Here is a 19,433-nt window from a genome sequence, read left to right on the forward strand (position 1 = left end):
CCGGTAGGACCGGGAGGGCTTCTGGTTTTCTATCCGCTCACGACCTCCGGCAATGGCCTGTCCACGGTCATAGCATGATCAAGCACCCGCTGCAGATTGGCGGCATGACGGAAACTCGGCTCCAATTCCGCACCGTCGGCGACAGCGCGTGCGAAACGCTGGTAATTTGTCTCCACCGTACCGGCATCGATATCGCGCCAGACCGGCGTTTCAATATCTTCGCCAATAGAGCCGCGCAGGCTTGAACCGGTAGGCGTATGAAGAATTTCCAGTGCACCCTTGTCGCCATGGATGCGCAGCCGCAGCTCATTCAGGTGACCCGTCGCCCAGCGGCTGGCATGAATGACACCCAGCGCGCCATTGGCATATTCCGCCATCATGACGAAGCTGTCATTCGCATCGAGCACATACTCACCGATATGGTTGTTATCTGCCTTGTCGAAAGTTTTCAGGCGCGCAGACGCCCGTTCCACATCGCTGCCGATGGCATAGCTGGCAAAATCGAGAATATGAATGCCGACATCGCCCAGAACGCCGTTCGAACCATGGCGGGTGGAAAGACGCCAGAGCCATTTGCTCTCGGTCTTCCAGTCACCCCACGTCTTCGACACCAGCCAGCTTTGCAGATAGGATGCCTCGAAATGGCGCACCTGGCCGATCTCGCCCGCCATCACCATTTCGCGCGCCTTTTGCAGGGGCGCGACATTGCGATAGGTCAGATTGACCATGTTGATGATGCCCGCCTGCTCCGCCGCTTCCGCCATTTCGGCGGCTTTTTCATAGCTTTCAGCAAGTGGCTTTTCGCAAAACACATGCTTGCCCGCGCCGATCAGCGCTAGTGTGGTCGGGTGGTGGATGGCATCCGGCGTGACATTGGCGACCGCATCGAAACGGCCCCATTCCAGCGCGTCCTCAAGCCGCGTAAAGCGGTTGTGAATGTCGTGATTTTCAGAGAAAGCATCGACACGCTCCGCTGAGACGTCACATGCTGCAACCACCTCGACGCCGTCGATCGCCTTGAAAGCTTCGGCATGGTTTTTCGCCATGCCGCCAGTACCCAGAATAAGAAGACGCATCTTGCACCTCAGCGATAACCGGCTTCACCGGCCTTGTGCAGCCTGGGCCCGCGCTCGACAATCGGCTCCAGCGCCTTTTCGACTGGAACGTTCGGCGCGGTGTGAATGCCCGTCCATGCCGGTTGTGGATTGTAGGCCCATTTGACCGAATTACGCAGAACCGTCTGCACATTGGCATCGTGATAGGTCGGATAGGTTTCATGTCCGGGACGGAAATAAAACACATTGCCCGCACCGCGTCGCCAGGTCATGCCGGAGCGGAACACTTCGCCGCCCGCGAACCACGAAATGAACACGGTTTCCAGCGGCTCCGGCACGGAGAACTGTTCGCCATACATTTCCTCATTCTCGAGCACGAAATTCTCGTCCAGCCCCTGGGCAATCGGGTGGCCGCGATTGACGACCCACACACGCTCCCGCTCGCCTGCCTCGCGCCACTTGAGCGCGCAAGGTGTCCCCATCACACGCTTGAAGATTTTGGAGAAATGACCTGAATGGAGCACGATCAGCCCCATGCCTTCGAAGACGCGCTTGGCCACCCGCTCCACGACTTCGTCGCTGACGCCACCATGATCCTTGTGCCCCCACCAGACCAGCACATCGGTCTCGGCAAGGCGCGCTTCCGTCAGGCCGTGCTCGGGTTCCTGCAAGGTGGCGGTCGTCGCCTGAATGGCACTGTCGGTATTCAGCGCGTCGGCAATCGTGTTGTGCATGCCGTTCGGATAAACCGAACGCACCGTTTCGTTGATCTGTTCGTGGATGTTCTCACCCCAGACGATAGTACGAATAGGCACGGTATTCTCCTTGCTGCGGGCGTCAAAGCCCGATTGTCTCGTGTATCATTGAGCTTGGGAGGTCGGCGTCAAACGGCGCGGCCCTTTTCATCGAAACGATGAACACTGTCCCCTGCCGGGGAAACCGAGAGCGTCTCGCCTGATTTGCGCACCGCGACGCCGCTTTCGCGGACCACCAGCGGTTCCTCCAGGCCGAGATCGATATAGACATAGGTATCGGAACCGAGAATTTCGGTGTGGATCACGTGACCGGTCCAGTGGCCTCCTTCGGGAACGATAGCGAGATGTTCGGGACGCAGACCCACTGTATGAGCACCGTATGGCTCGGCATATTTGCCGGTCAGGAAATTCATCTTCGGCGACCCAATGAACCCGGCGACGAAAAGCGAATTCGGCTTTTCGTAAAGCTCTAGCGGCGTCCCGATCTGCTCCACACGTCCATCGCGCAGCACGCAGATGCGGTCGGCCAGTGTCATCGCCTCCACCTGATCGTGCGTCACATAGATCATGGTGGTGTCTTCCATGCTCTGGTGGAGCCTGGCGATCTCAAGCCTTGTAGCCACACGTAGCGCCGCATCAAGGTTGGACAAGGGTTCGTCGAACAGGAAAACCTTGGGGTCGCGCACGATGGCGCGCCCAATCGCAACGCGCTGGCGCTGACCGCCGGAGAGCTGGCGTGGCAGCCGCTCCAGATAGGGCACCAGTTGCAGCATCTCCGCAGCCTTATGAATGCGGGCCTTGCATTCATCCTTGTTCTTGCCTGCAAGCTGCATACCGAAGGCCATGTTCTCATAGACCGTCATATGCGGGTAAAGCGCATAGGACTGGAAGACCATTGCGATGCCGCGCTTCGACGGTGCGAAACTGTTGACCACGGTTCCGTCAATGGCGAGGCTACCCGATGAAATTTCCTCCAGCCCCGCGATCAGGCGCAGCAGCGTGGACTTGCCACAGCCGGAAGGGCCGACAAAGACCATGAACTCGCCGGGACGGATATCCATGTCGACGCCCTTGATGACATCGAAATTGCCGAAAGACTTGCGCACATCGCGCAACTGAAGTTCTGCCATGTGTTAAGGCTCCTAGCCCTTTACGCCACCCGCCGTCAGACCGGACACGATCCGCCTCTGGAAGATGAGCACGAGGATGACGAGGGGAACCGTGACGATGACGGAAGCCGCCATGATGTTGCCCCAGGGGATTTCAAACTGACTGCTGCCGGACAGAAGCGCGATAGCCACAGGCACGGTCCGCTGACTGCCGGACGAAGTGAAAGTGAGCGCGAACAGGAACTCGTTCCATGCTGAGATGAAGGCAAGCAGACCTGTTGTCACCAGTGCGGGCCACATGAGCGGCATGAAAACGCGCGTGATGATGACCCATGGTGAAGCACCATCCACGATGGCCGCTTCTTCGATCTCGACCGGCAGATCGCGCATGAAGGTGGTGAGCACCCACACCGTAAACGGCAGCGTGAAGATCATATAGGAGAAGATCAGCGCCAGTGGCGTATTGAAAATGCCTAGAAAGCGGATCAACTCGAACAGACCCGCCAGAACGGCAATCTGTGGAAACATGGACACCGAGAGAATGGTGAGAAGCAACAGTCCCCGCCCGCGAAAATTCACCCGCGCCAACGCATAGGCCGCCGTTACCGCCAGCAGAAGCGAAATCGCCACCACTACGGTCGCCACCAGCAGCGAATTGCCGAGGCTGCGCAGGAAGCTGCCCTGTGTGAGAACACCGGTATAGTTTTCGAGGGAGAAACTGCTTGGCCAGTAATCGACCTGAAACAGCGCAGTTCCTGATTTGAGACTGGTGATGATCGCATAATAAAATGGGAACACTGCAATCAGAATGATCAGTGCCACCAGCAGATAAAAGCACAGGGTTTTCACATAATGCATCGCGCTATTCTCCCCTGCTGCCGACATTGACGCGCCCGAAGAACATGTAGAGCACGGTGATGGCCGCAATGATGAGAAACAACATCGTCGATGCCGCCGCACCATAGGCAAACTTGTCAAAATCGAAGAGATTTTCACGCGCAAAGACCGACATTGTCTTGGTCTGCGCGTTATTCGGCGTCAGCACATAGATCAGATCGAAAATGCGCAATGCGTCGAGCATACGGAAAATGATCGCCACCATCAGCGCCGGGCGGATCAACGGCAGCGTCACCCGCCAGAATACTCTGACCGGATGCACCCCATCGATCTTCGCCGCTTCATAAATGTCGGATGGGACCATTTGCAGGCCCGCCAGAATGAGCAGCGCCATAAAAGGCGTCGTCTTCCAGACATCGACGATCAGGATTGCAACCATCGCGGTGTCGGGATTGGCCGTCCAGGCGATCTTCTGGCTGATGAGACCCAGATTGAGCAGGATATGGTTGAGGATGCCGAACTGGTCGTTGAGCATCCAACCCCACATCTTGGCCGAAACAATCGTTGGGATGGCCCATGGGATCAGGATTGCGGCGCGCACAAGTCCGCGCCCCCGGAAATTCGCGTTCAGCACCAGAGCGACGATCAATCCGAAAATGGTTTCCAGACTGACCGACAGAAGAGTGAACCTGATCGTGTTCCAGACCGCGCCCCACCAGGCCGGATCAACCAGAAGACCGCGATAAACTGTGCGTCCGCTCTTGAGCGTCACCCACGACAGATAATTGTTGAAGCCAACGAATTCCGCAGCGCCAAGGCTCGTCAGGGACGCATTGGTGAAACTGAAATAGATAGTCCGAAGCAGCGGCCAGCCAGCCACCAGCGCCAGTACGATCAGTGTCGGTGCGAGGAATACCCATGCCGACCGCATTCGCTGCGCGCGCAGATCGGATTGAACCCGGCGTTTGCCGGCCGAGCTCCCCGAAATATCGAGAGACGTCTCCGTCATGATCCCACTCTTGGTCCTGCTCAGAGGGATTTGAGCGTTCGGATTGCCCGACAGCGGGGGCTTGGGAGAACAACCCGAACGCGGCTTGATCGGTTCTTACCAGCCAGAGCCTTCCAGCTCAGTCAGTTCGACCTCAAGCATTTCGAGATTCTCTGCAGCCGTTCCATTACCCGAAAGGGTCTTGTGAACCGCAGTCCAGAATTTCGATGACACTTCGTTATATTTGACCTTCGTTGCAGCCGATGGCCGCGGCACGGCATTCTGGAAGATCGGTTTCCAGTTGGCCATGAAAGGCTGCGCGGCAGTGATCTCCTTGTCATCGTAAAGCGCTTCAATGGTCGGCAGGCGCGAAATCTCCACCGCCTGTACCTTCTGCACTTCCGGCGATGCCAGATATTTCACGAGCGCGATGGCCGCATCCTGTTTGGTCGAATATTTGGACACGGCCAGGTTCCAGCCACCGAGCGTCGAGGATGGCGCATCTCCATCGGCACCGGCAGGCAATGGCGCCACGTCGAACTTGCCCTTCACGCCGCTATCCGCGCTGTTGCCCAGCGCATAGGCATAGGGCCAGTTGCGCATGAAGACGGCATTGCCAGTCTGCCAGACGCCGCGTGACTCCTCTTCCTGATAGGCAAGCACGCCCTGTGGCGAAATCGAGCCGATCCAACCTTTGGCACGGTCGATGGCAGCGGCTGCCTTCTCATTATTGATCGAGATCGCGCCGTCCGCCTCGACGATCTGACCACCACCGGACGACTTGACCCATTCAAGTGCGTTACAGGTCAAACCTTCATAGGCGTTACCCTGAAAGACAAAGCCCCAGAGATCGGACTTACCGTCAGCCCGCTCCTTGTCCATGATTTCCTTGGCGGTCGCCGTCATTTCATCCCAGGTTTTCGGAACCTGCTTGTTGTATTTTTCCAGAAGATCCTTGCGGTAGAAAAGGGCGGGAGCGTCGGTATAGAACGGTAGCGCAACCAGCTTTCCGTTCACGGTCTGCGACGCGATGATGGATGGGAAATGGGTACCCGTGACATCCTTGGTGGCTTCCGTGAGATCGACAAACTGATCGGACAGTTGCGGTGCCCAGACTACGTCCGTCTGATAGACGTCGATATCGGCGTTACCGGCTGCAAGCCACAGGCGATACTGGCTGAACTGCTCGCTACTCGACGGTGGCATCGAAACGATATTGACCTTATTGCCAGTATCTTTCTCGAACTTGACGATCTGTTCCTGCAGAAACTTGATATTATTGCCGGTTGAATTGGCCGCGATGGAAATCTCCACCGCATGAGCACTCACCGTTGCCAGGCCAAACGCCGCGCAAGCCGCGAGCACACCCTGAAAAGCCTTCATAGTTCCCTCCTCCCATCCATTCTGTATGCGGTTTATTAAAATCGAAAACGGTTTGGATAACAAAAAGGTTGCAGAGGACCGCATTTCTGTCAAGCATCAGATTGAGCGCGTTGTTTTATTTACAAAATTGCAGCCTTCACACCGCTATAATTCAATGACTTAGAGTTAACGGTGGTTGTTGATTAGCATTGCGGAGGCATATGGTTTCAACCATGCCCGCACAAAACTTCAAACAAACTTGAAAACGGTTTGGATTTATTGCACACTATGTGTTGCGGCAAACCAGAGAACGCAACCAACCAATTGTTAACCGCAAGGAAGCAGCTATACTCCGCCACCTTGCCTGCCTGTACAACTCGAAAGCCAAATGAAACTCCGTGAATTCGCCCAACATCTCGGCCTCTCTGCCACGACCGTCAGTCGGGCGTTGAGCGGCTATCCCGAAGTGGCGGAAAGTACGCGCAAACGTGTCATGGATGAGGCTGTGCGCCTCGGCTACAGACCTAACGTCAATGCAGTCAGGCTGGTTACCGGGCGCGCGGGTGCCATCGGCGTCGTGATGGGTCGCAACAGCGAATTTCATTTCGCCGAATTCATGCGCGGCATGGCGGAGCGGCTCAGTCAGGACGAGGTCGATATTCTGGTTAGTCCGATTGCCAACAACGGCACCGATGACGAAGTACAACTCTACCGACGCCTCGCCACCAGCCATCGCGTCGACGCGATCATCGTGACATCTCCAAAGCCCAATGACGAGCGCATCCGCATGCTGCACGAATTGGGGATGCCCTTTCTCGTGCACGGGCGGTCTGAAACCGACATTCCGCATGCCTGGCTCGATATCGATAATGAGGGAGCGGTTTGCCGCTCGACTGCCCATCTGCTCGACCTCGGCCATCGGCGTATTGCGATGATCAACGGGCGATACGGGTTCACTTTCTCGCTCCATCGTGACGAAGGCTATCGCAAGGCGCTCGAAAGCAGAGGTATTCCTTTCGACCCTGATCTGGTGGAACATGGCGATTTCACCGACGAGATCGGTTATCGCCTTGCGCGCAAGCTTTTGGAGCGCGCCCCGCGCCCGACAGCATTCGTTGCCGGTTCGATGATGACGGCACTGGGTATCTATCGGGCCGCACGTTCTGCTGGCCTGACAATCGGCAAGGATATTTCGGTCATCGCCCATGATGACGTCATCTCGTTCCTGAGCGCCGACAATATGGTTCCATCGCTGACTGCGACCCGCTCTTCGATGCGCGCCGCAGGTCAACGTTGCGCCGATCTTTTGATGGATATACTCGACGGACGTGCCGCGACCGACATTCACGAACTCTGGCCCGTGGAACTGATCCTTCGGGAATCTGCAACTCGCGTACCCGAATGGGCCTGAGCCGTAGACTTCGCGCCGCAAACTTCGCAGAGAAAAATCGTTCCTGTTTGCCACTTTCACGCCGTCAGTGTAGATTTGGCGTGCAACGTGGAATTGGTTCAATGCTTGAAGAAACGCATCCGAAACCAAACCGCGTTGTATGCGGTTTATATCGGAGTAAAAATTGCGCAGTGAACAATCTATTCTTCAAATTTCAATAGCTGTTACTATTCTGGTTGCTGGCTTCGGTGTTGTTTTCGGCCTCTTATCCGGCTCATTCTCTATTGTATTCGATGGCGTTTACATGCTGGCTGATGCTGCCATGAGCGGGCTTGCCCTCCTTGTTTCACGTCTCATTGCACTCTCTGCCTTGCCGGAACAACCGCGCGGAAAATTGCGCGAACGCTTCACAATGGGCTTCTGGCATCTGGAACCGATGGTGCTGGGCCTCAACGGCATGATGCTCACCGGCGTTGCAATCTACGCGCTCATCAACGCAATCGGCAGCCTGATGGATGGCGGACGCGATCTCGAATTCAGTTATGCGATTTTTTATGCCGTCGTCGCGCTGATCGCTTGTCTCGGCATGGCACTGCTGGAAATGCGCGCAAATAGGACGTTGAAATCAGACTTCGTCGCACTCGATGCCAAAGCCTGGATCATGTCCGGCGGTATCACTGCCGCCCTTTTGGTCGCCTTTTCCGTCGGCTATGCCATTGACGGAACAGAACTCGGCTGGCTGACGCCCTATATTGATCCTGCAGTTCTGGCGGTCGTTTGTCTTGTCATCATTCCCATGCCTATCGGCACCATCAAACAGGCTCTGGCCGACATATTCCTGGTTACACCCGTTGATCTCAAACAGCATGTCGATACGGTTGCGGAAGGGGTCGTAAAGCGCCACGGCTTTCTGTCATACCGCGCTTATGTCGCCAAAGTCGGGCGTGGCAAGCAGATCGAGCTTTATTTCATCGTTCCGCATGATCTTCCGCCACGCAAGCTTGAAGAATGGGATGCGTTGCGCGACGAGGTTGGTGATGCACTCGGCGGTGAAGGACCGGACCGGTGGCTGACTATCGCCTTCACCACGGATGTGGAGTGGGCGGTCTAGCCCGGAACTTTACTCGCTCGTCAGCGACAACTGTCGGCGCAGCCGTATCGTTCGACTGTCGCCTGGTTGGCGAGGCAACCGGTTGAAAGCATTCAGATAATTGGTCTTGGTGCGCATGATATGCGCCTCCAGAATATCCCGCAATTCTTCTGGTTTTTCGGCGTCGGCAAGCCCGATAATGGCGGCATGGTCGGCAAAGGAGCGTGCAGGCTCGCCCTCCGCACCGATAGCAAGATGCGTTCGCAAGGCTGCGACACGTCCTAGAATACTGTCATAGGCGCGCGCCAGATAACGATTGCCGCAGACACGGAAGAAGGCCAGATGAAATTCTGTATCGCAACGCCCGTAAGCGCGCAGGTCGTCTTCGTCTATTGCCGCACGCATGAGGTCGAACTGCTTTTTCAATTGCGAGACAAGTTTCTTGCGGTTGTTGCCAAGCGCAAGCCGCATGGCCTGATCTTCCAGGCCGACCCGAAAATCGCAAAGCTCTGCAATGTCTTCCTGCGTCGGCGTAAAAACATAGGTGCCGGACTTCGGAACGATGTGAACCAGTTCCTGCATCTGGAGAATATTGAGCGCCTCGCGCACCGGCGTCCGGCTGACATCAAAGGCCGCAGCGAGCATGTCTTCGGAGAGATTCTCCCCGAACTGAAACTCTGCATCGACAATCGCACCGCGAATACGTTCGGCGATGCTGCTTGCCAGCGACTTCTTGCTCTTGCCTCGAATCTCTCTCATGACCGAATCTTACAGACGCCTTACTGCGACGTATAGAGCGGTTGAAACCGCATTCAAATTGCACCGGTGAATGGTGGCGGACCCAGATGAAGTCCGGGCCCGTCATTTTGATCAGTCCCGCTTGGCTTTCAGACTCATGCAGAGGAAGAAGCCAAGAATCGGAAACACGGACAGGGCCAGCAACGACAGCGAGAAACTGTCTGTCGTGGATTTAACCCAGCCCACGAGATAGGGCCCGGTGAAACCGCCAAGCTGCGCAAAACCGTTGATGGCGGCCAGTCCGCCGGCCGCTGCCGCGCCCGACAGGAACTGCGTCGGCAGCGTCCAGAACACGCCGAGATAGGACCACAGGAAGAACGCACAGACCGACAGGAGCACGAGGCTCAGGATCGGCGACGGAGCCAGCGCGCTGGCGGCAAGGAAGATACCACCGAACAGGCCGGCAATTGCCGTGTGGATCTTGCGCTCGCCGGTCCGATCCGAACTGCGCGAAATCACGACAAGCCCGATCGCTGCGAACACAAACGGAATGGCCGAAATGAGCCCGGTCTGTGCCGCAGTATAGTCGCCGAGGCTCTTCACGATCTGCGGCAGCCACATGATGACGCCGTAAACAGCGATACCATTGAACATATAGACCAGCGTCAGAAGCCAGACGCGGTAGTCGCTGAACACTTCTTTCAGCGAATGACGGGTATCAGCCTGCTTGCCCTGATTTTCCTTGGCAAGTTCGGCCATCAGCCATGCGCGTTCGTCGGCGGTCAGCCAGCGCTTGTCCTTTTCCGGACTATCGACCAGATAGAAGAAGGTCACGACGCCGAGAAGCACGGCGGGAAGCCCTTCGAGAATGAACATCGCCTGCCAGCCATGCAAACCGAAAAGCCCCTCGCCCGCATCCATCAGCCAGCCGGAAAACGGTGCACCCACGACGATGGACAGCACGGTTGCAGTCATGAAGAGGGCCGTTGCGCGACCCCGCTCCTTGGCCGGGAACCAATAGGTGAGATAAAGCAGAACGCCCGGTGCAAAACCGGCTTCCGCCACGCCCAGCAGAAAGCGCAGGATGTAGAACGAAACCGGGCCTTGCACGAAAGCCATGGCGCATGACACGAGCCCCCACGTGACCATGATGCGCGCAATCCAGACACGTGAGCCCAGTTTGTGCAGCATCATGTTGCTCGGCACTTCGAACAGCATGTAACCGATGAAGAAGATGCCTGCACCGATGCCAAACATATAAGGCGTCAAGCCGATATCATTGTTCATGTGAAGCGCGGCGTAGCCGATATTCACACGGTCAAGATAGTTGACGATGAAGCAGATGAAGCAGAACAGAACGATCCGCAGATTAAGCTTGCGAATGGTGCTGTCGCGCAGGTCGGGCGTTGCGCCGACCGCAGTTAGAGTGGAATTGACCACGTTGTCCTCCCAGGTCTCCGCTCACGTTCCAGCATGAGCGGCATGCAATAATCTTTGCAGGAGCTGTCACACGATAATGCGTGCTCCCGCTCAGAGCTTTATCTGCGGAAAAAGCCGGGGCCATTCCGGCGCGCTTTCAACAGATAGGCAATCCCGATCACGGACAGGCCATCAGCACAGATCCGACCGTTATCGTCTCTCTCCCATTGCAATGATTAGCGTGCAAACAACTACTTTACAAGTAGCATACAAAATCTTGTACCTTAGATTGACAGATGTGCCCGTACGTGGCTTTTAAAACCATGTTGCCGAATGGTTGAGTCTGCGGATTCTCTTCGGCAGCCCGTGGGCGCGCCACAGCGCTCATTTTCGAGGAGGAATATTTCATGACCACAAGCAACGCTCCGACCGCGTTCCCAACGGATTTTTTTGCAGACCGGATAGTGCTCGTCACCGGCGGTGCATCGGGCATTGGCAAGGCCGTTGCCGAGAAACTGATCGCGCTTAAAGCCAAGGTGGTGCTTTGGGATGTGAATGGCGCACGCCTGCAGGAAATGGCGGACAAGCATGGTGACCGGGTTCTGACAGCCATCGTGGATGTTTCAGACAAGGCCGCGGTTGATCGCGCAGCGCAGGATATTGCCGAAAAATGGGGCGGTATCGACCATCTCGTCAACAATGCAGGCATCATCGGCCAGCGCATGACCGTGAAGGAATTTGATGCCGAAGAACTGGACCGGGTTCTGGCGGTTAATCTGAAAAGCGTGTTCTACGTTTCCAGCGCCTATCTGAACAATCTGGGTGCGAAGCCCAACAAATCCGTCGTCGGCCTGTCCTCCATCGCCGGTCGTACCGGCGGCATGGTCGGCAATATCGCCTATGCGACGACCAAGGGAGCAATCGCTTCCTATACCTATGCGCTTGCCAAGGAGCTAGCGCCGGAAATTCGCGTCAACGCGTTGGCTCCAGGCGTGATCGACACGGAAATCCAAAAAGACGTTTTTGCCGACCCTGCCAATATTACGAAAATGGCCGACCTCATTCCGCTGAAGCGGCTGGGAACTGCCGATGAGGTTGCTGACGCAGCGATCTGGCTGCTGTCGCCGGGAGCCGCCTATATTACCGGCGTGGTGCTTGACGTTTCAGGCGGACGATAAGGAGATGATGATGACACAGGCAAAGGCCCTGAAAAACCTCATCGAAAGTGGTCGCATCGTTCAGGCACCGGGCGCACCCGATCCGTTGACCGCCCGCCTTGTGCAGCAGGCAGGGTTTCCGGCCATCTACATGACCGGGTTTGGCGCAACGGCAAGTCGTCTCGGCACACCCGATCTTGGTCTTCTCACACAAACCGAAATGACAACCCATGCGCGAGATATGACGCGCGTGGTGGATATTCCGGTCATCGCCGATGCCGATACCGGTTACGGCGGCCCAGCCAATATCGTGCGCACTGTGGAGGAGTATATCCAGTCAGGCGTTGCCGCCATTCATCTGGAAGATCAGCTAGCCCCGAAGCGCTGCGGCCAGCTTGCCGGTATCCGGCTGATCCCGGCTGAAGAAAATGTGCGTCGTCTCAAATGCGCGATTGCGGCACGACGCGACAAGGATCTCCTTCTCATCGCCCGCACCGATGCCATGCCCGCAGCCGGTGCGGAAGAAGCCATTCGCCGCGCGAAAATGTATCAGGATACGGGTGTCGATCTTGTTTTTGTCGATGGCATCAAGACTATCGCGGAAGTCGAAGCGGTGGCGCGGCACGTTGAAGGGCCGAAGGTCGTCAGCATTGTCGATGGCAACGAAACTGTGGCTCTGACAGCCGCCGACCTCGAACAGATGGGTTTCAATGTCGTGTTCTATGCCCTTTCAACGTTGTTCTCGGCGGTCAAGGCCGTAACCGACACGCTGTCCGTTCTCAAGCGTGACGGCACACCGAAGGCCCGTGCCAGCGATATGATCACCTATCAGCAATATTGTGAAATCGTTGACCTGAAGAAGTTTCAGGATCTCGATGAGGAATATGGCTGGTCATGATCGGACGAACCGGGGCAGGCGGCAATGCCTGCCTCTTCAGGTATTGAGCTTTTTCGCCTGAATGCGCGAAGACGCTCTTTCAACCGTGATCTCGTAATGATCGCTCTGCGTCACCTCCACGATGCGGCTCGGGCGAAAAGCAACGGCATTGATGCCGCCTTCGTGACGCAGGCTGTCGAACAGAATTCCGAATTCGCCGCTCTCGCGCATCTCCTCGCCGAACTTCTGTGAAGCGACGTAATCTATCGGATCGTATACGGCAGGTAACGTTGCCTGTTCCCCGCATATGTCGATCAAATCCTCTTCCAGTTTCGCCGTATAGACCCGAAAGGTGCGCGCCAGGCTGTCCTGATGTGTCGCGACGGTTTCGCGACGCATGTGATGGGCAACCTCGATAACGGATGTAGTCAACCTCGCTGCTGCATACCACGCGCCAAGCTCCGGCCCGTTGAAGCGCATGCCGCCCGGCGCCACATGGAGAAACGTCGCCATGACGATGCTGGAATTGGGCCTGCCGAACACCCATTCCTCATGTGGAAGGCGCTGCAATCGCTCAGTCAGAAGACGATCATTCGTCCAGCCTGCCAGTTCCATCACCGCTTCCAGATCGGCAGCCGTGGCAACCGTGTCAAAAAGACCAATCGGCGGAAAGCGCGACGGGATCAGGCGATAGCTTGGCTGTGGAGCGGGGTTGCGCTTCACGAGAATACCACGTCCTCATCGCGATAAGGCCGGAACTCACGATCCAGTTCGTTCGGCTCCATATAAAGGCCGCCGCGCGCCGCATCCAGAAACCGGCGGACGGTCAACAAGCCATCCTGCAGACCGCTTGTCACCAGCTTCAATGGTGGGTGACCGCCGAAGACCCCTGCCCGATTGGGCGTATGCAGCCAGCGGATGCCCGCTCTTTCATCGGGATAAAGCACGCCCAGCGCCTGATGAATGCCAAGAACAGCGGATAAGCGCATCAACACGTCCACATCCAGCGTGATATCGCGGCGTTCGCGCACCGCCTTCACCCAATTGTAATAGGTTGATCTTGAAGGCAGTCCCAGCACCATGAGACGCTGCTGTTCGTCCAGCCCCCACAGATCGGCGATGGTCAGAAAGGTGCGCAGGCCCGGCCCGCTCAGCCGCTTGCGCGAATGAGGAGAGAAACGGGTCGCATCGAGAATATCCGGTCCCTTGCCTGCTACTGTCTTCAACACCGCATTGCTTCTGGCCATCATTGCCTCCGATCGTCCAGATCAGAATATAGTCCAAATTTGGACTTTTGCAACCCTACGATGTTTCGACCAATAGAATACGCTTCACTCGGCGGCGATAAGAGGCGTTTCAGCCGCCACATCCGGCATTGTATCGAAGTGAACCGGACGCAGCGAGACATAGCCGTTGCGTATATCCAGCACATGCGAATAGACGTTGTGGCCGTTTTCGAGCAGTGGCAGCTTGTCCTCATGCATGATGCTGATGACGATGGCTTGCGGGCAGCGCGTCTTCAACGCTTCGTGGAAACGCATTTTCGAGGCCGGATCGAGGGCACCGGTAGCCTCATCGAGGAAGATGATCGACGGCTTGTGCAGAAGAATACGTGCCAGCACGATCTTCTGCTTCTGACCGCCGGAGAGAACCATGTCCCATGGCGCGCCATCGGCATCGGCGTCATTCATGCGCTCGATAAATTCGCCCAGTCCCGCCTCGTGCAGGACGGCGGCAACGGCGAGATCACTGAACAGACTTTCATCGGCGGGCAGACTGACGAGCTGCTTCAGCGAGACGGATGGGAATTTGGCCTCCTGGGTCGCGTAAAGCGAGGTGGCATTCTGAGGATAGATGATATCGCCGGTCCCATAAGGCCATAGGCCGTTCAGCGCCTTCACGAAAGATGTTTTGCCCGAACCGGATTCGCCGCGCATATAAACCCAGTCGCCGGAGCGAATATTGATCACGCCCGAGCGCAGAAACGGGGCTTCGCTATCCGGTCCCTGCATGAGGGTTAAATTGCGCACCGACAGGCCAAAGCGTGGATGCTGTTCAGCAAAAGCAAAGCGGTTGATACCCGACCGGCTGTAGAAATCCGTGGGGTCCTGTACATTCTCGATAGCCTGCGCGAGGCCGGTCACACGGCCCGCATTGGCGCGCAGATTGGCAATCGCTGGCATAACCTGAATGAACCACGAGCAATCGTTGATCATCGCCGCAACGAGTTCCGCGCCCGTCACATAGTTACGGAAACCGACAGAACCGCTCATATAGGGCAGAAGACCAGGAATATAGGCAACGATCCGGTTAGAGAGAAAGCCATAGGCCTGGGAAAAGGCAAGATAGGCAGCATCGAAACGATTGAGCCGGTTCCAGGTGCCGTCGACATCCTTGTACAGTCTATCATTGACCGACCGCTGGACGGCCTCGCCGCCGGACGCCGAGATTTGGAAACTGCGACGCAGAAGCGTAGTCCATTCACCACGATAGGAGCCTTCGGCCTTCTGGATTCCGAGATTGAGACGCTCCAGACGCTTGCCGATCTTGATCGCGACCAGCGTTCCGAGCGGAACATAGACCACGATTGCCATGAAGGCGAGGACGGCGCTGCCATAGCTGCCGAGGAAATCCAGCCCCTCCACATGCGTGGACATTTCGATCAGCTTCTGGCCGATGAAGAAAGCAGACAGGAACACACCGACAATGCCCATGACGAGGCCGATGGCGCCGCCGGTCATGCCCTTGATTGATTCCTGCAAACGCTGATCGATATTGTCGGGCTGATCCTTGCCCCTGCCCTGTTGCAGATGGAAATGCGTGTGCTTGCCATTCAGCAGCGCAGTGGAGAACTGGTCATTCAGCCACCTGCGCCATTTGCGATGCAGCGTGGTGGACAGGAAATGGCGGGACCCGACCAGCATCACGTCCTTTGCCAGCATCAGCAGAACAAGAATGCCCGCATTGGCGGCAATCGTCATGAGAGGATGCTGAACAGGAGCAGTATTGACGTTGACGATGGAATTCATCAGCAGGCCCGAAGCCTCGGCCACCCATACGGTGGTCTTGCTCACAAAGGCCGTCATCAGGAAGATTGCGATGGTGAGAACCCAGGCTTCCTTCCAACGGTCGGAAACCCAATAGGCGCGCATCAGCCCCCAGAACGACGTCATGTCAGCCACGGCAGACCTCCCCCTTGCCTGCAAGGATTGCTGTCTGGTCTGCCGGTTTTTGCTCAATACACACCTCGTTCTGGCATTAGGATGATAACGCTTTGTAACATATTGCAACAAACTGTGGTTAACGGAGTGTTAATAGTCAACACAAAAGCGGAGCACCAAGTCGTGATCGAACGAGTATGCGTCAGCAACAATCTGAAATCGTTAGCCTATCGGAAACCTAATTATTTTGGATGAAGCGCCCGTTTCGCGCCGGAAATTCGGTGTTCTCGGAAGAACCTTGCCGCTGATTCGACCGCGCCCCTTATTGGGTCGAGAGATAGTTCTGCAAGCGGGGCACCACATAATCGAGGAAAACCCGTACCCGTTGCGGCAGTCGCGCACCACCAAGGAACACGGCGTGAACCTCTTCTATATCGTTCTCGACCGCCGTGGCCAGAACCTCCACCAATGCGCCGGATGCAAGATCGTTCCGCGCGTGATAATCGCCGATCCGGGCAAGCCCCAGCCCCGCGACCGCCATGCGCCGAACGGTTTCCCCATTATTGGCCAGCAGCGAACCGGAAACGGCACGATCCACAATACGCCCGCTTTCCTTGAGCGGCCAGACAGGTGCCGCGCGGCGGAAATTGAACCCGATGCAATTGTGATCGGCAAGATCGTCGACCGTCAACGGTGTGCCGTGACGTTCAAGATAGGCGGGAGCCGCTACGATCTTGCGCCGGGCGGTCCCAAGCTTGCGCGCCATCATGCTGGAATTGGGCAAGGTGCCGATACGGAAAGCCACGTCGGTGCGGTCCAGATAAAGATCGACCAGTTCATCCGACAGGGATAGATCGATTACGATATTCGGATAGGCCGACAAAAATTCAGGTAATAGCGGCTCCAGCGCCAGCGTGCCCAATGCCACAGAAGCGTTGACGCGCACGGTACCGCCCGTACTTGCAGAACCTTGTGAAAGCTCGCGTTCGACTTCCTCGAAATCGCGCAGCAGTCCCTGACTGCGCTCATAATAAATCTGCCCCTCGGTTGTCAGCGACAGGCGCCGCGACGAGCGCTCCAGAAGCCGCACGCCGAGCCTTGCTTCGATACGGGATATGAGCTTGCTGATAGTCGAAGGGTTCATGCGCAAGAGGCGGGCCGCTTCGGAAAAGCTGCCCGCTTCCACAACCCGCAGAAAGACCTGCATTTCGCCGACGCGATTATCCATCGCCTGCTCCATCTGTGAAACTGTTTCACAGATAATGTGGATTCCCAGCGGATTTTCAAGCCCGCGCGACTGTCCTATTTCTGCATCACGAGATCGAACCTGACCGAAGATTATCCGGAACAGGATCAGAATCCATAAATTGACGGCCCGAAGCATGAGCCTCCCAAGCTCGCGCAACTGACGCGAAAACGCCGAGGGCCAATCGACAGGAGATGATATGAAAATCGTAAACGCACACGGTGCGTCTATACCCGCGCTCGGCTTCGGTGTTTTCCGCATGACGGATGCGGAAGTGGAAAGCGTCATCCCGGCTGCGCTGGAAGCGGGCTTCCGCCATTTCGATACGGCCCAGATCTATCAAAATGAGGCTGCCCTCGGTCGTGCTCTTGAAAAGGCAGGCGCACGCCGCGAAGACCTGTTCCTCACCACGAAAGTCTGGGTCGATAATTATGACCTCGAAAAATTCAGCGCATCCGTCGATGAAAGTCTCGACAAGCTGAAAGTCGATCAGATTGACCTCCTGCTCCTGCATTGGCCTGCCGACAAGGTGGCGATTGCTGATCAGATCGACAGGCTCAACGCGGTAAAGGCAGCGGGCAAGACGCGTTTCATCGGTGTGAGCAATCAGAATGTCGCGCAAATGAAAGAGTCTATTCTTCGCAGTGCGGCGCCCATCGTCACCAACCAGATCGAGGTGCATCCGTATATCGATCAAAATACCGTAGCCGACGCTGCGAAAGCGGCAGGTGTTGCCATCACCGCCTATTACGGCATGGCTGATGGCGCAGTGCCGCGCGATCCCGTCTTGCAGGCCATTGGTGCGAAATACGGCAAGACTGCTGCCCAGGTCGGCCTGCGCTGGCTGATCGAACGCGGCTTTATTGCTCTTTCCAAGACGGCCAAGCCGGAGCGCGTGTCGGAAAACTTCAACCTGTTCGACTTTGAACTGAATGCGGAAGACATGGCCGCTATCGCAAAGCTTGCCCGTCCCGACGGTCGCATCGTCAGCCCCGAAGGTCTGGCTCCCGTCTGGGATAAATAACGGAGACTATGATGAGCACGATGACGTCTCACGACAGCGCAGCGAAGGCGGCCGGTTTCAACTGGCCGCTTCTGGCGCTTGCAATCGGTGCCTTCGGTATCGGCACCACGGAATTTGCACCTATGGGCCTGCTGCCGGTCATTGCCGACGGTGTCGATGTGTCTATCCCGACGGCAGGTCTTCTAGTCAGCGCCTATGCCATCGGCGTGACGATCGGCGCTCCGATCATGACGCTCGCCTTCGGGCGCTTCGGCAAGCGCACGGCCTTGATGCTGCTGATGGGCATTTTCACGCTGGGCAACATCCTCTCGGCGCTTGCTCCGGATTACTGGACGCTGCTTGCAGCCCGTCTGGTGACGAGCCTCAATCATGGGGCGTTTTTCGGCCTCGGTTCCGTCGTCGCGGCCAGTGTCGTGCCGCCTGAAAAGCGGGCAAGCGCCGTTGCCACCATGTTCATGGGCCTGACGATTGCCAATATCGGTGGTGTCCCGGCCGCGACTTGGATCGGCCAGCAGATCGGCTGGCGCATGTCGTTCGCCGGTACTGCTGTTCTGGGTCTGCTCGCCATCAGTGCGCTCTGGCTTTCGCTGCCGCGCGGCGAGGCCGGCAAGATGCCCGACATCCGCCGGGAGGTCGGCGTCCTGATGCGCCCGACCGTGCTCATGTCGCTCGCAACAACCGTCATGGGTGCGGGCGCCATGTTCACGCTCTACACCTATGTGGCGCCCGTGCTGGCTGACCTTACCAGCGCCTCGGAAGGGTTCGTAACGCTGGCGCTCGTTCTCATCGGCGTGGGCTTCACCATCGGCAATATGCTCGGCGGGCGTCTGGCCGATTGGTCACTCAATGGCGCAACGCGGATATTTCTCGCAGCGCTCGCAATCATCAGCCTGGTACTGCCGCTCCTGCTGGGCAGCCATATCGGCGCGGCAATCGGCCTTGTCGCCTGGGGGGCTGCGGCATTCGCCGTCGTTCCGCCGGTACAGACCCGCGTGATGTTGGCTGCATCGGAAGCGCCGGGACTTGCATCCTCGATCAATATCGGCGCATTCAACCTTGGCAATGCGGTGGGTGCAGCCCTTGGCGGCGGTGTCATCAGCGCGGGCTATGGCTATGCGGCCATTCCGGTCGCGGGCGGTCTTCTTGCAGCAGCCGGGCTGTTGTTCACACTGTCCCGCCGCCCGAAAGCGGCGCTGGCCTCATCAGCCTGCTGAGGTAGCGGCAA

Annotated in this window: 18 protein-coding genes; 6 read left to right on the forward strand and 12 right to left on the reverse strand. The window is 57.1% G+C overall.

Features of this window, described 5'->3' with window-relative positions:
- Positions 1-29: 29 nt before the first annotated feature.
- From ACYSN1_RS12950 to ACYSN1_RS12975, 6 genes are all read right to left on the reverse strand, one after another.
- Positions 30-1,076 (reverse strand): Gfo/Idh/MocA family protein, encoded by a 1,047-nt coding sequence (locus ACYSN1_RS12950; protein WP_461726051.1) that lies wholly within the window; start codon positions 1,074-1,076, stop codon positions 30-32.
- Between the two features lie 8 nt (positions 1,077-1,084).
- A complete protein-coding gene (locus tag ACYSN1_RS12955; RefSeq protein WP_461726052.1) occupies positions 1,085-1,870 on the reverse strand; it encodes a ThuA domain-containing protein in 786 nt (261 codons plus the stop codon).
- Positions 1,871-1,938: 68 nt separating this feature from the next.
- Positions 1,939-2,940 carry an ABC transporter ATP-binding protein gene (locus ACYSN1_RS12960; RefSeq protein WP_461726053.1) on the reverse strand — a complete coding sequence of 334 codons (1,002 nt, stop codon included), beginning with the start codon at positions 2,938-2,940 and terminating at the stop codon, positions 1,939-1,941.
- Between the two features lie 12 nt (positions 2,941-2,952).
- The gene (locus tag ACYSN1_RS12965) at positions 2,953-3,777 is read right to left on the reverse strand and encodes a carbohydrate ABC transporter permease (RefSeq protein ID WP_461726054.1); all 825 of its coding nucleotides are present in this window, start codon (positions 3,775-3,777) and stop codon (positions 2,953-2,955) included.
- Positions 3,778-3,781: 4 nt separating this feature from the next.
- Positions 3,782-4,765: a carbohydrate ABC transporter permease gene (locus ACYSN1_RS12970; protein ID WP_461726055.1), complete on the reverse strand. Its 984-nt coding sequence runs from the start codon at positions 4,763-4,765 to the stop codon at positions 3,782-3,784.
- 96 nt (positions 4,766-4,861) lie between these two features.
- Positions 4,862-6,127 (reverse strand): ABC transporter substrate-binding protein, encoded by a 1,266-nt coding sequence (locus ACYSN1_RS12975; RefSeq protein WP_461726056.1) that lies wholly within the window; start codon positions 6,125-6,127, stop codon positions 4,862-4,864.
- A gap of 367 nt (positions 6,128-6,494) precedes the next feature.
- Here ACYSN1_RS12975 and ACYSN1_RS12980 point away from each other — a divergent pair, with 367 nt between their 5' ends.
- Both ACYSN1_RS12980 and ACYSN1_RS12985 read left to right on the forward strand, forming a co-directional pair.
- Positions 6,495-7,517 carry a substrate-binding domain-containing protein gene (locus tag ACYSN1_RS12980; protein WP_461726057.1) on the forward strand — a complete coding sequence of 341 codons (1,023 nt, stop codon included), beginning with the start codon at positions 6,495-6,497 and terminating at the stop codon, positions 7,515-7,517.
- A 163-nt stretch (positions 7,518-7,680) separates the two neighbouring features.
- Positions 7,681-8,607 (forward strand): cation diffusion facilitator family transporter, encoded by a 927-nt coding sequence (locus tag ACYSN1_RS12985; protein WP_461726058.1) that lies wholly within the window; start codon positions 7,681-7,683, stop codon positions 8,605-8,607.
- Between the two features lie 9 nt (positions 8,608-8,616).
- Here ACYSN1_RS12985 and ACYSN1_RS12990 read toward each other — a convergent pair whose 3' ends face one another.
- Together ACYSN1_RS12990 and ACYSN1_RS12995 are read right to left on the reverse strand one after the other, a co-directional pair.
- A complete protein-coding gene (locus ACYSN1_RS12990; RefSeq protein ID WP_461726059.1) occupies positions 8,617-9,345 on the reverse strand; it encodes a GntR family transcriptional regulator in 729 nt (242 codons plus the stop codon).
- A gap of 111 nt (positions 9,346-9,456) precedes the next feature.
- Positions 9,457-10,764: an MFS transporter gene (locus ACYSN1_RS12995; protein WP_461726060.1), complete on the reverse strand. Its 1,308-nt coding sequence runs from the start codon at positions 10,762-10,764 to the stop codon at positions 9,457-9,459.
- A gap of 386 nt (positions 10,765-11,150) precedes the next feature.
- Here ACYSN1_RS12995 and ACYSN1_RS13000 point away from each other — a divergent pair, with 386 nt between their 5' ends.
- Both ACYSN1_RS13000 and ACYSN1_RS13005 read left to right on the forward strand, forming a co-directional pair.
- A complete protein-coding gene (locus ACYSN1_RS13000) occupies positions 11,151-11,921 on the forward strand; it encodes an SDR family NAD(P)-dependent oxidoreductase (protein ID WP_461726061.1) in 771 nt (256 codons plus the stop codon).
- A gap of 10 nt (positions 11,922-11,931) precedes the next feature.
- Entirely contained in the window at positions 11,932-12,798 is an 867-nt protein-coding gene (locus tag ACYSN1_RS13005) for an isocitrate lyase/PEP mutase family protein (protein WP_461726062.1), read from the forward strand.
- 36 nt (positions 12,799-12,834) lie between these two features.
- On the opposite strand, the gene ACYSN1_RS13010 is transcribed toward ACYSN1_RS13005, so the two are convergent.
- The 4 genes from ACYSN1_RS13010 to ACYSN1_RS13025 all read right to left on the reverse strand — a co-directional run bounded on the left by ACYSN1_RS13010 (position 12,835) and on the right by ACYSN1_RS13025 (position 17,166).
- On the reverse strand, positions 12,835-13,500 hold the full coding sequence (locus tag ACYSN1_RS13010) for an RES family NAD+ phosphorylase (protein WP_461726063.1): 666 nt from the start codon (positions 13,498-13,500) through the stop codon (positions 12,835-12,837).
- Entirely contained in the window at positions 13,497-14,024 is a 528-nt protein-coding gene (locus tag ACYSN1_RS13015) for an antitoxin Xre/MbcA/ParS toxin-binding domain-containing protein (RefSeq protein WP_461726064.1), read from the reverse strand. The genes ACYSN1_RS13010 and ACYSN1_RS13015 overlap by 4 nt, the downstream gene beginning before the upstream one ends.
- An 84-nt stretch (positions 14,025-14,108) precedes the next feature.
- Positions 14,109-15,959: an ABC transporter ATP-binding protein/permease gene (locus ACYSN1_RS13020; RefSeq protein ID WP_461726065.1), complete on the reverse strand. Its 1,851-nt coding sequence runs from the start codon at positions 15,957-15,959 to the stop codon at positions 14,109-14,111.
- A gap of 301 nt (positions 15,960-16,260) precedes the next feature.
- Complete coding sequence (locus ACYSN1_RS13025) at positions 16,261-17,166, reverse strand: LysR family transcriptional regulator (protein WP_461726066.1); 906 nt, start codon at positions 17,164-17,166, stop codon at positions 16,261-16,263.
- A 217-nt stretch (positions 17,167-17,383) separates the two neighbouring features.
- On the opposite strand from ACYSN1_RS13025, the gene ACYSN1_RS13030 reads away from it, so the two are divergent.
- On the forward strand, positions 17,384-18,208 hold the full coding sequence (locus ACYSN1_RS13030; protein ID WP_461726067.1) for an aldo/keto reductase: 825 nt from the start codon (positions 17,384-17,386) through the stop codon (positions 18,206-18,208).
- An 11-nt stretch (positions 18,209-18,219) separates the two neighbouring features.
- Complete coding sequence (locus ACYSN1_RS13035) at positions 18,220-19,422, forward strand: MFS transporter (RefSeq protein WP_461726068.1); 1,203 nt, start codon at positions 18,220-18,222, stop codon at positions 19,420-19,422.
- Positions 19,423-19,433: the final 11 nt, after the last annotated feature.

This window comes from Brucella sp. LJL56 (assembly GCF_054871705.1).